10 protein-coding genes and 1 riboswitch are annotated in these 10,742 nt (G+C 70.1%); of the genes, 6 read left to right on the top strand and 4 right to left on the bottom strand.

Annotation, left to right across the window (positions count from 1 at the left end):
• Nucleotides 1–137 precede the first annotated feature (137 nt).
• Both CWC38_RS09135 and CWC38_RS09130 read right to left on the bottom strand, forming a co-directional pair.
• A complete protein-coding gene (locus CWC38_RS09135; protein ID WP_121846454.1) occupies nucleotides 138–542 on the bottom strand; it encodes a TOBE domain-containing protein in 405 nt (134 codons plus the stop codon).
• A gap of 267 nt (nucleotides 543–809) precedes the next feature.
• Nucleotides 810–1,592 carry an enoyl-CoA hydratase gene (locus CWC38_RS09130; protein ID WP_121846453.1) on the bottom strand — a complete coding sequence of 261 codons (783 nt, stop codon included), beginning with the start codon at nucleotides 1,590–1,592 and terminating at the stop codon, nucleotides 810–812.
• A 134-nt stretch (nucleotides 1,593–1,726) separates the two neighbouring features.
• On the opposite strand from CWC38_RS09130, the gene nadE reads away from it, so the two are divergent.
• Together nadE and CWC38_RS12250 are read left to right on the top strand one after the other, a co-directional pair.
• The gene (gene nadE, locus CWC38_RS09125) at nucleotides 1,727–2,554 is read left to right on the top strand and encodes an NAD(+) synthase (protein WP_121846452.1); all 828 of its coding nucleotides are present in this window, start codon (nucleotides 1,727–1,729) and stop codon (nucleotides 2,552–2,554) included.
• 120 nt (nucleotides 2,555–2,674) lie between these two features.
• On the top strand, nucleotides 2,675–2,989 hold the full coding sequence (locus tag CWC38_RS12250; protein ID WP_206059887.1) for a hypothetical protein: 315 nt from the start codon (nucleotides 2,675–2,677) through the stop codon (nucleotides 2,987–2,989).
• Between the two features lie 211 nt (nucleotides 2,990–3,200).
• Here the strand turns inward: CWC38_RS12250 and nhaA are convergent, their stop codons facing one another.
• Nucleotides 3,201–4,424 (bottom strand): Na+/H+ antiporter NhaA, encoded by a 1,224-nt coding sequence (gene nhaA / locus CWC38_RS09115; RefSeq protein ID WP_240625188.1) that lies wholly within the window; start codon nucleotides 4,422–4,424, stop codon nucleotides 3,201–3,203.
• Between the two features lie 368 nt (nucleotides 4,425–4,792).
• Here nhaA and CWC38_RS09110 point away from each other — a divergent pair, with 368 nt between their 5' ends.
• The 3 genes from CWC38_RS09110 to CWC38_RS09095 all read left to right on the top strand — a co-directional run bounded on the left by CWC38_RS09110 (nucleotide 4,793) and on the right by CWC38_RS09095 (nucleotide 8,000).
• Complete coding sequence (locus CWC38_RS09110) at nucleotides 4,793–5,014, top strand: hypothetical protein (protein WP_124035152.1); 222 nt, start codon at nucleotides 4,793–4,795, stop codon at nucleotides 5,012–5,014.
• A 600-nt stretch (nucleotides 5,015–5,614) separates the two neighbouring features.
• A riboswitch (TPP riboswitch) is annotated at nucleotides 5,615–5,753 on the top strand.
• 47 nt (nucleotides 5,754–5,800) lie between these two features.
• A complete protein-coding gene (locus tag CWC38_RS09100; RefSeq protein WP_121846449.1) occupies nucleotides 5,801–6,565 on the top strand; it encodes a 3-oxoacyl-ACP reductase in 765 nt (254 codons plus the stop codon).
• Nucleotide 6,566: 1 nt separating this feature from the next.
• Complete coding sequence (locus CWC38_RS09095) at nucleotides 6,567–8,000, top strand: LLM class flavin-dependent oxidoreductase (protein WP_121846448.1); 1,434 nt, start codon at nucleotides 6,567–6,569, stop codon at nucleotides 7,998–8,000.
• Nucleotides 8,001–8,302: 302 nt separating this feature from the next.
• On the opposite strand, the gene CWC38_RS09090 is transcribed toward CWC38_RS09095, so the two are convergent.
• On the bottom strand, nucleotides 8,303–9,562 hold the full coding sequence (locus CWC38_RS09090; protein WP_121846447.1) for a phospholipase D-like domain-containing protein: 1,260 nt from the start codon (nucleotides 9,560–9,562) through the stop codon (nucleotides 8,303–8,305).
• Nucleotides 9,563–9,823: 261 nt separating this feature from the next.
• Here CWC38_RS09090 and CWC38_RS09085 point away from each other — a divergent pair, with 261 nt between their 5' ends.
• A complete protein-coding gene (locus CWC38_RS09085; RefSeq protein ID WP_121846446.1) occupies nucleotides 9,824–10,630 on the top strand; it encodes an exodeoxyribonuclease III in 807 nt (268 codons plus the stop codon).
• The last annotated feature ends 112 nt before the right edge of the window (nucleotides 10,631–10,742 follow it).

Below are 10,742 nucleotides of genomic sequence, written 5' to 3'. Positions count from 1 at the left end.
TACACCGGCTAATTCGTCGGCAGCGTCAGATGTGTATAAGAGGCAGGTGAGCACCAGGGCGCTCAGACCCACCGCGGCAGCGAGTGCCGTGAGGCGCCGACGGACCGGCCGACCGGTCCCCGACTCGTGCCTGTTGCTCAGCACGTGCGCCCCTCCGTCTCCACGATCACCGCGGTGGACTTCACCACGGCCGTGGCCACGGACCCCGGTTCCAGCCCGAGGTCCTGCACCGCCTCCGTGCTCATGAGGGACACGATCCGGTGCGGGCCGCACTGCAGCTCCACCTGGGACATCACGCGGTCCGAGGTCACGGCGGTCACCAGCCCCACCAGCCTGTTCCGGGCCGAGCTGCCCACCTTCGCGGGGTCCTCGGGATTCACGGCGTTGCGGCGGACGAGCTGCGCGAGCTCCGACCCGTCCACCACGGTGTGCCCCGCGGGGTTCTTGTGCCCGGTGAGCGCACCCTGCTCGATCCACCGCCGGACGGTGTCGTCGCTGACGCCCAGGAAGGTGGCCGCCTGGGCCACACGGAGAGAGGTCATGGGCACACTTTATCCGCAGCTGCGGATGCCCCATCGGCTTTCGACCGCACATGCGGGTAGGTGGCCCGTGAGGGTGCCCACCTCTCCCCTCCGCCTCTGCGCAATAACGGAGCAAACGCACCAGAACCGCTCGATTTCTGCATCTGCTCCGTTATTGCAACCGCGCTCCGGGCAGCACGACGGCGCCGCTCCCGGGTTTCCCCCGGAACGGCGCCGTCGGTGCGTGTCACCGGGCGGGCACCACCCCGCGCGGTTCCCTGCTGGTGCTCACTCGTGCGAGAAGTTCGGCTTGCGCTTCTCCGTGAAGGCTGCCATGCCCTCCTTCTGGTCGGCCGTGGAGAACAGCCCGTGGAACACCCGGCGCTCGTACTGCAGCCCGGCGGCCAGGGTGGTCTCGTACGCGGTGTTGACCGTCTCCACGGCGTGCTGGGCCACCGGCTTGGACATGCTCGCGATCTTCCCGGCGACCTCCAGCACGGTGTCCATGAGGGAGTCCGCGGGAACCACGCGGGAGACGAGCCCGGAGCGCTCGGCCTCCTCGGCATCCATCTGGCGACCGGTGAGGATGAGGTCCATGGCCTTGGCCTTGCCCACCGCGCGGGTGAGCCGCTGCGTGCCGCCCATGCCCGGGATGACGCCCAGCGTGATCTCGGGTTGGCCGAACTTGGCGGTGTCCGCGGCAATGATCATGTCGCACATCATGGCCGCCTCGCAGCCACCGCCGAGCGCGTAGCCGGCCACCGCGGCGATCTTGGGGGTGCGCAGCCGGGCAAAGGTGTCCCACTCGGAGAAGAAGTCCTCGCGGTACATGTCCGAGCCGGTCTTGGAGGCCATCTCCTTGATGTCCGCGCCCGCGGCGAACGCCTTCTCGGAGCCGGTCAGCACGATCGCTCCGATCTCCGGATCGCGGTCCAGCTCGGTGGCCGCCGCCACGAGCTCGGTCATGGTCTGCACGTTCAGCGCATTGAGCGCCTTGGGGCGGTTCAGCGTGATCACGCCCACGCGTCCCTCGCGGCGGACCAGGATGGTTTCGTAGCTGTTTTCGCTCATGCGGCCAGCATCTCACGACGCCGCTGTGCCCCGCCTCACACGCGCGGGCGGCGGTCCCCGCGGAGGCGACCCAGCGGCGTCGTGGGCCGGGGGTCCGTCACACCCTTGAAACACGCGCTCGATACGATGACCGCATGCGTGAATTGCAGGCACAGATCATTGCCGAGCTCGGCGTCTCCCCGCAGATCGACCCGGCGCAGGAGGTGGCCCGGCGGGTCGACTTCCTGTGCGACTACCTCCGGGCGACGCACACCAGGGGCTTCGTGCTGGGCATCAGCGGCGGCGTGGACTCCACCCTGGCCGGCCGACTCGCGCAGCTGGCCGTGGAGAAGCTGCGCGAGGACGGTGTGGCCGCGGAGTTCGTGGCCATGCGCCTGCCCTACCGCACGCAGCAGGACGAGGACGACGCCCAGGCCGCCCTCGCTTTCATCGCACCGGACCGGGTGATCACGTACGACGTCGCTCCGGCCGTGGACGGGTTCGAGGCCGCCTACGCCGCGGCGACGGGCGAGCAGCTCACCGACTTCACGCGCGGCAACACCAAGGCCCGCGTGCGCATGACCGCGCAGTACGCGGTGGGCGGGGACCACAGCCTGCTGGTGATCGGCACGGACCACGCCGCGGAGTCCATCACCGGGTTCTTCACGAAGTTCGGGGACGGCGGCGCGGACCTCCTGCCCCTGGCCGGGCTGGACAAGCGCCAGAACCGGCAGCTGCTGGAGCACCTGGGGGCGTCGGAGCGGCTCGTCGGCAAGGTCCCCACTGCGGACCTGCTCAACGACAACCCCGGCCGCACGGACGAGGACGAGCTGGGCCTCACGTACGAGGACATCGACGACTACCTGGAGGGCAAGGACGTCCCCGAGCAGGTGGCGGAGAAGCTGGAGCAGATCTTCCTGCGCTCCCGCCACAAGCGCACCGTGCCGGTGACCCCGGCGGATGCGTGGTGGCGGGAGGGCTGAGCCTGCTGGCGCCCGGGCGAGCCCCGCCGCGGAAACACATCAGCGAACCCTCGCAATCACAAGTAGGGTGATAGTTGCGTCCTCGTGAGACGACGTACCCCTATCGAAGGAGAATTCACCATGCGTAAGACCGCAGCTACCGCCGCTCTGTCCCTGGCCATCCTGTCCGGCCTGTCCGCCCCGGCCATGGCCGCCACGGAGAGCCCCGCTCCCGCCTCCACCCAGCAGGAGGACGAAGGCCACGGCAACGCCGGCCTGTGGGGCCTGCTCGGTCTCGCCGGACTGGGCGGCCTGCTGAAGAAGAACAAGACCGTCCACACGGACCGCACCCACGATGCCCGGCCCGCCGACCGGACCCACACCGCCGGCTCCACGGATCGCGGCCACACCACGGGCACCACCAACGTGGACGGCGCCGACCGCGCCGGTCGCTGATCGACACTGAGTTGCGCAGTTTCTGAGATCCGGAACTGCACCTAGGGGTCCACCCGGTCACGGGCGGGCCCCTAGCCTGTTTCTGGGAGCGCCGTCCCGCGCGGGTCCGCGCGGATCCGCCCCCGCGAACTGCGCTGGAGCGGCCGGGAAAGGTCCGGATGGAAAGGGCGCGGCCATGAGACCCTTCCGGGGCGGCGCGGGGTGCGGCGGGTCAGGACGCGGCCGGCGACGTCACGCCAGCATGGTTGTCCCGGTAGCGGCGGTTCCGGACGGCCAGCAGTCCACCGGCCAGCACCGCCGCCAGCACCGAGGCGGTCAGGACGGCCACCTTGGCCTGGTCCCCGGCCGCAGCGGCCGGGTCGAAGCTCAGCTCGGAGATCAGCAGGGAGACCGTGAAGCCGATGCCCGCGAGCAGCGCGACCCCCAGCAGGTCGATCCACTGGAACGAGGCGTCGAGCTTGCGCCCCGTGAGCTTCGTGGTGAGCCACGTGGCACCCATGATCCCGAGCGGTTTGCCCACCACGAGACCCGCAATCGTGCCGAGCGTGACCGGGGCCGCGAGCGCCGTCGTCAGCCCGTCCCAGCCGCCCACCGCCACGCCCGCGGAGAAGAACGCGAAGACCGGCACCGCGAACCCAGCGGACAGGGGCCGGACGCGGTGCTCCAGATGCTCGGCGAGTTCCACCGGCTCCCCGCTCGCCCTGGCCCCCATGACCGGAACCGCGAAGCCCAGCAGGACGCCCGCCACCGTGGCGTGGATCCCGGCCTCGTGCACCAGAGCCCACGTGACCGCGGCCAGCGGCACCAGGATGACCCACGCGGCCCAGGTGCGGCGGGCGAAGAAGCGCGGGAACCGGTGCGTCAGGAGACCGAACACGGCCAGCGGGACGAGCGCGAGGAGCAGCGGCAGCACGTGCACGTCGTCGGTGTAGAAGACGGCGATGATCGTGATGGCGAGCAGGTCGTCCACCACGGCGAGCGTGAGCAGGAACAGCCGCAGCGCGCTGGGCAGGTGCGAGCCCACGATCGCGAGCACCGCCACGGCGAACGCGATGTCCGTGGCGGTGGGGATGGCCCAGCCGCCCAGGGTCTCGGGGCCCGCCAGGTTGACCGCCGCGTAGATCAGCGCGGGCACGACGACGCCGCCCACGGCCGCCGCGATCGGCACCGCCGCCTTGCCCAGGTCCCGCAGGTCACCGGCGACGAACTCGCGCTTGAGCTCAAGGCCCACGAGGAAGAAGAAGATGGCGAGCAGGCCGTCCGCGGCCCAGGTGCCGAGGCTGAGGTTCAGGTGCCACGGCTCGTAGCCCACCTTGAGGTCCCGCAGGGCGAAGTAGTTGTCCGCGAAAGGAGAGTTGGCCCAGAGGATCGCGAGGACGGCGGCGACCACCAGGAGAACACCGGCCACGGTCTCCTCACGGAGGAAGGCCAGCAGGCGGGAGAGGCGCGAGGGTTTCCGGTTCTCCGGGGCGTTCTCGGGAGAAAGGGTCTGGGCGGCACCTGCAGAGCCGTCTGCGGCGAGCGCATCAACGGCGCCGGACGTGTCCAGGGCAGGAGGGAGCGAGGAATGAGGGGGCAAAGGGGACTCCGGGAGTCGACGGGCAACATGAGATTTCCGCCGACCAGACTTCCCGGCACACCAGCCATCAAGGGTAGCAGGTGGGGGTTGCGGGCACTCGGGGCGGTCACCCGGCACAGCCACCAGGCCGGGGCGGACCAGGGTCCGGGGCGTGGCCCGGACGGGGCCACGCCCCAGGATTCCCGGCACCTGACATGCGACCCCTGGGTGCGTACGGTGGGCAGATGCTCAAGCGGAAATCGGTGGGTTACCTGATCCAGGGATCGGTCATGCTGGCCCTCTTCGTGATCACCATCATCGGCGCCAGGGAATCGTGGCTCCTCATGACAGCGGAACTCTTGTTCGCGTTCATCTTCTTCCGCAGAGCATGGCAGGAACGTCGAGCGGAGACCGCCGCCGATCAGAACAGGGCCGAGCGCGAAGCACAGGACCCCACCCGCCCGTGAGAGCGGCGCCAGGGGCTCGGGCGATCGCGGCTCTACGACCCCGTTCCAACCATTGGCCCATGGAAAGGTCTGACTCTCGGGCGTGGGCGGGCATGGATGAACTACTCAGCCCGATTCCGGTAACGCCCCCAGAGCCAACCGGAGCGGCCAACCATAAGACTGGCTCCCCACAGGAGCAGGATCACGGGTGGAATCAGCGTCATCATGGGCGGTTGGTCCACGACCGTCATTGCACCGCCGACATTGCGCCAGGTGCACGTGTGGCCCAGCGGCACCCAGCTCCACCCCGGTTCGCCGAACACCGATCCTCCGTCCGCGAGTTCACAAGAGGTCGGCCCAGAATAGACAAGGCGCTCCGCAATCAGTGCCGCCATCCAGAGCAGCGTCGCGGCGAGCCACAATATCCATCCTGTGCGCCGGGCGCGCGTCATGGGAACGTTCCTTGCCATCCGCTCATCCTCACTGCGGGCCTACGAACCGGGACCATTTCCAGGGCGCATTCCTCGATGCAAACATTGTGTCCAGCTCTAGCATCTGCCGCTGAGCGAGGACTGGTCGTGCGACAGCCCCTTCCCCTTCACCGCCCCTGGCTACACTGGCCCCAGTGACACGGGGTGCCGTTGCCCGTTCCCTCGCTCGCGCGCTCGATGCAGCGCACCGCGGGGACCGCCGCGGCTGAGATGACACCCGTCGAACCTGTCCAGTTAGTACTGGCGAAGGGATGTCACGGTGGCTCCGCGCAGGTGGTGCACCGCGTTCTTCGCCGTGAGCCACACAGGAGTGAGCATGCGGATCGACAACACCATCGTCCTGGTCACCGGAGGCGCCCGTGGCCTGGGGGAGCACCTCAGCAGGGCGTTCGCGCGGGAGGGCGCGCGCGTCGTCGTCAACTACCACGCGAGCGAGGACCTCGCCCGGGCGCTGGTACGTGAGCTCGGGGAGGACCGGGCACTGGCGGTCCAGGCGGACGTGCGGGACGCGCAGCAGGTGCGGGACATGGTCGCCCGGGCGCGGGAGCACTTCGGGGTGCCCGTCACGGTGGCCGTGAACAACGCGCTGGTGGACTTCAGCTTCAACGGGGACGCCCGCCCCACGCTGGAGGACCTGACCGCGGAGGACCTGACGCGGCAGTTCGAGGGTGCCGTGGTGAGTGCCCTCAACGTGATGCAGGCGGTGGCCCCCGGCATGGCGGAGACGGGCCGCGGGCGCATCATCAACATCGGCACCAACCTCTTCCAGAACCCCGTGGTCCCCTACCACGACTACACCGCCGCGAAGGCCGCCCTGCTCTCCCTCACGCGCACCGCCGCCAAGGACCTGGGCCCGCAGGGCATCACGGTGAACATGCTCTCCGGCGGCCTGCTCCGCACCACGGATGCGAGCGCCGCCACCCCGGACGAGGTCTTCGACGTCATTGCCGCCGGCACTCCCCTGGGCCGCGTGACCACCCCCGAGGAGTTCGCGGACACCGCCCTGTTCTTCGCCTCGGACTGGTCGCGCGGGGTCACCGGGCAGAACCTCGTGGTCGACGGCGGACTGGTGATGGACTGACATGACGGCATCCTCCGAGCACGACGACGACGCCGCGCCGGGTCCCGCTGCCACGGCGGGTTCCGCGGCGCGTCCTGCCGCGGCCGACGACGATCATTCCCCGGGCACGCGCGCTCGGGCCGCGAGCGGTGCGGACACGCAAGACCGCTCCGGCCGCCGACTGCACCTCAACGCCTTCCTCTACGGCACGGGCCACCACCAGGCGGCGTGGCGTGCACCGGACTCCGCGGTGCACCGGCTCACGGACATCGGCTACTACGAGGAGCTGGCCCGGACGGCGGAGCGCGGCCTGTTCGACGCCGTGTTCTTCGCGGACGGCCACAGCGTGGGGGACGTCTCCGGCGGGCCCCACTGGTCCCTGGAACCGCTGACCGCACTGTCCGCGATGGCGCGCGTCACCGACCGCATCGGCCTGGTGTGCACGGTGTCCTCCACTTTCTTCACCCCGTTCCACGCGGCCCGGATGCTGGCCTCCCTGGACCACATCTCGGGCGGGCGCGCGGGGTGGAACGTGGTGACCTCCATGTGGGACGCGGAGGCCCGTAACCACGGTTACGAGGCCATGCCGCCCAAGGACGAGCGGTACGAGCGCGCCCGCGAGTTCGTGGCGGTCGCCCGCGCCCTGTGGGCCAGCTGGGACTCGGACGCAGTCACCGCAAACCGGGACGGCCAGTGGGCGAACCCGGCCAAGCTGCACCCGGTGCACCACCAGGGCAAGCACTTCCTGGTGGACGGCCCCCTCACGGTGCCGCGCTGCCCGCAGGGTGAGCCGGTGCTCTTCCAGGCGGGAGCCTCGGGGCCCGGGAAGGCCCTGGCGGGGGACGTTGCCGAGGGGATCTACGCCGTGGCCTACGACCTCCCGGCAGCCCAGGGGTACTACGCGGACGTGAAGTCCCACGTGGCCGCAGCGGGCCGGGACCCGGACTCCGTGGTGGTCATGCCCGGTCTGGTGACCTACGTGGGCCGCACCCACGAGGAGGCACTGGCCAAGCAGGAGCGCGTGGACCGGCTCCTGCCGGTGGAGCAGTCACTGGCGCAGCTGTCCACGTTCGTGGAGCAGGACTGCTCGGGCTGGGACCTGGACGCGCCCGTCCCCGACCTGGCCCCGCTGGAGGAGTTCACCGGACCGCAGGGCCGCTACGGCACCATCCTGCGCATCGTGGAGGCCGAGAACCCCACGGTCCGCCAGCTGCTCGGACGCCTGGCCGCAGGCGGCGGGCACTGCACCATGGTGGGCACCCCCGAGTCCATCGCGGACCGGATGCAGGAGTGGTTCGAGAACGGCGGCGCGGACGGCTTCAACCTCATGCCGCCCGTGCAGCCGGACGCCCTCACGGACTTCGTGGACCTCGTGGTCCCCGAGCTGCAACGCCGCGGCCTGTTCCGCACCAAGTACACCGCCACCACCCTGCGCGGGCACCTCACGCAGGCCTGACGCCCCACCCCACGACCCTCGGGATCAAGTGCAGAAATTGCCGCTCTGGGGCTGATCGGCGGCATGATCTGCACTTGATCCCAGTGAGAGGGCGCGCGGGTGAGGGTGGCAGGTGACGGGGCAGGGGTAAGGCGAGGGGTGTCGGTGGCACCCAGAGTGGTGACGGGCGTGGGGAAGCCGGCCGTGCGGCGTCGTCGGGCCCCACGAACCCCGGTCTCAAGTGCAGCAACTGCCATTTTCGGGCCGATCGGCGGCACTATCTGTACTTAATACCGCGATGGGAGACGAGGGGCGCGGAACGGTCAGAGCAGGGGGCGCAGGGGAACCAGCAGGACCTCCGCGACCCGCGCCATGGGGTGGCGCTCACGCCACCGCGGGGAGGTGAGCTCCTCGCAGTGCTCGCTGTCCGACAGGAAGACCTTCTCCATCTGCGCCGCGAAGTCCGGGTCCACGATCTCCACGTTGGTCTCGTAGTTGAAGGACAGGGAGAGGCGGTCCAGGTTGGCGGTGCCCACCGTGGACCACTCGCCGTCGATCGTGGCGGTCTTGGCGTGGATCATGCACGCGCCGTAGAGCAGGATGGTCACCCCGCCGCGCAGCAGCTGCCCGTAGAACCCGCGGGAGACCCAGTCCGCCAGGATGTGGTTGGAGTCCTTGGGGACCATGATCCGCACGTCCACCCCGCGGGCGGCCGCGTCCAGGAGGGTGTCCAGGATCTGCTGGTCCGGGATGAAGTACGGGGTGTTGATCCAGATGTGGTGCTGGGCCCGGTCGATCGCGTTCATGTACATCTCGCGGATGGGGTACACGATCTGGATGGGCAGGTTCGCGTTCACCCGCACCTCCGGGTCCCAGCTCTTGGGCGCAATCCACTCGATCGACGTGCCCGGCTCGCGGTCCTCGTTCCACACCGTGGCCACCGCGTTGCGCAGCCCCCACACCGCCGGGCCGACCTCCCGGACGTGCGTGTCCCGCCACTGCCGGGAGTACAGGGAGCCGATGTTGAACCCGCCGACGAAGCCGATCTCGTCGTCCACCACCAGGATCTTGGAGTGGTTCAGCCCCGAGAACCGCAGGGGCCCCTTCCAGAACGGGCGGCGCAGGAACGGCATCCGGAACACGTTGACCTTGCTGTCGAAGCTGTAGAAGGTCCGCGGGACCACCAGGTTGGCGAAGCCGTCGTAGATCACGAACACGTCCACACCGCGCTCGGCCGCACGGTTCATGGCGTCCAGGAAGCGCTGGCCGAGCTCGTCGTTCTTCCAGATGAACGTCTCCATGTGGATGGCCCGCTCGGCGCCCTCGATGGCTTCCAGCATGTCCTCGTACACGTCCTGACCGGAGGTGTACACGGTCAGCGCCGAGTCCTGCACCTGTGCGGTGTACGTGCCGGGGCGGGGAGCATCACGCTGCTTGCGCCCGCGCTGCTTCCACCAGTCGATGCCCGCGAGCGACGCCACCACCACGGCCTGCGCCCCCAGCAGGGACCCGGCACCCACACCGGCGGCCTTGAGGAGGATCCGGCGTTCTCTGATCTCGGACAGCACCCGCGTTGCGCTCATGGGCTCACACTACTTGGCCCCCACCACCCCGCGGGGTGCCGCGCCGGGTGGCGGGTGGGAGCACGTGGCGCGCGGGCGCGGCCCCGCCGCGTGACGGGCCCACCACGTGAGCGGCCCCGAGCGGCGTCGTCCAGGGACCGGATCCGCCCAGCCCCCTGGAACGGGCGGACGGCAGGCCGGGGACAGCGCCGTCGTCGGGGCCGGGAACCGGGTGCCGCGCCGGTTTCTCCCCCGGCCCGCGGGGTGGCTACGGTGGTCCCCATGAGAATCGCCACGTGGAACGTGAACTCCATCCGCGCCCGCGCAGACCGCATCGAGGCGTGGCTCGACCGCTCGGACGTGGACGTCCTGGCCATCCAGGAGACCAAGGCCAAGGACGAGAACTTCCCGTGGGAGCTCTTCGAGTTCGCGGGCTACGAGGTGGCGCACTTCGGCGTGAACCAGTGGAACGGCGTGGCGATCGCGTCCCGCGTGGGCCTGAAGGACGTGGAGCGCACGTTCCCGGACCAGCCCTCGTTCGGCAAGCCGGGACAGGAACCCGCGCAGGAGGCCCGCGCGATCGCGGCCACGTGCGACGGCGTGCGCGTGTGGTCCCTCTACGTGCCCAACGGCCGAGGCCTGGAGGACCCCCACATGCCGTACAAGCTCGAGTGGCTGAAGATGCTGGAGGGCCACGCCAAGCAGTGGCTGCAGGACGACCCCGAGGCGCAGATCGCCCTGGTGGGCGACTGGAACGTGGCCCCGCGGGACGAGGACGTATGGGACATCCAGCTCTTCCAGGAGGGCGGCTACACGCACGTCTCACCGCCGGAGCGCGCCGCCTTCCACGCCTTCCTCGAGGACGCCGGCTATCGGGACGTCGTCCGCGAGCGCCACCCCGGCCCCGGCGTGTACACCTACTGGGACTACACGCAGCTGCGCTTTCCCAAGAAGGAGGGCATGCGCATCGACTTCCAGCTGTGCTCCCCGGCGCTCGCGGACCGCGTCACGGACGCCTGGATCGACCGCGACGAGCGCAAGGGCAAGGGCGCCTCGGACCACGCGCCCGTCGTGATCGAGATCGACTGACGCCGTGCCCCTCCTCAACGCGGGCAGCGCGTACCGCAGCATCACGGGCCCGCCCCACCGGTTCGCGCTGCGCGTCTACGTCCCCCAGCAGGAGCTCGACGCCGTCTACGCC

The organism is Kocuria tytonicola (assembly GCF_003687455.1).
In the GTDB taxonomy this organism is placed as follows: Bacteria; Actinomycetota; Actinomycetes; order Actinomycetales; family Micrococcaceae; genus Kocuria; species Kocuria tytonicola.
The sequence above is the reverse complement of the archived record's forward strand: the minus strand, read 5'-3'. Positions and strand labels throughout refer to the sequence as shown.

Coding starts and splice junctions, on each gene's coding strand:
- CWC38_RS09135 (WP_121846454.1), bottom strand. CDS start 542: ATGACCTCTCTCCGTGTGGCCCAGGCGGCCACCTTCCTGGGCGTCAGC.
- CWC38_RS09130 (WP_121846453.1), bottom strand. CDS start 1,592: ATGAGCGAAAACAGCTACGAAACCATCCTGGTCCGCCGCGAGGGACGC.
- nadE (WP_121846452.1), top strand. CDS start 1,727: ATGCGTGAATTGCAGGCACAGATCATTGCCGAGCTCGGCGTCTCCCCG.
- CWC38_RS12250 (WP_206059887.1), top strand. CDS start 2,675: ATGCGTAAGACCGCAGCTACCGCCGCTCTGTCCCTGGCCATCCTGTCC.
- CWC38_RS09110 (WP_124035152.1), top strand. CDS start 4,793: ATGCTCAAGCGGAAATCGGTGGGTTACCTGATCCAGGGATCGGTCATG.
- CWC38_RS09100 (WP_121846449.1), top strand. CDS start 5,801: ATGCGGATCGACAACACCATCGTCCTGGTCACCGGAGGCGCCCGTGGC.
- CWC38_RS09095 (WP_121846448.1), top strand. CDS start 6,567: ATGACGGCATCCTCCGAGCACGACGACGACGCCGCGCCGGGTCCCGCT.
- CWC38_RS09090 (WP_121846447.1), bottom strand. CDS start 9,562: ATGAGCGCAACGCGGGTGCTGTCCGAGATCAGAGAACGCCGGATCCTC.
- CWC38_RS09085 (WP_121846446.1), top strand. CDS start 9,824: ATGAGAATCGCCACGTGGAACGTGAACTCCATCCGCGCCCGCGCAGAC.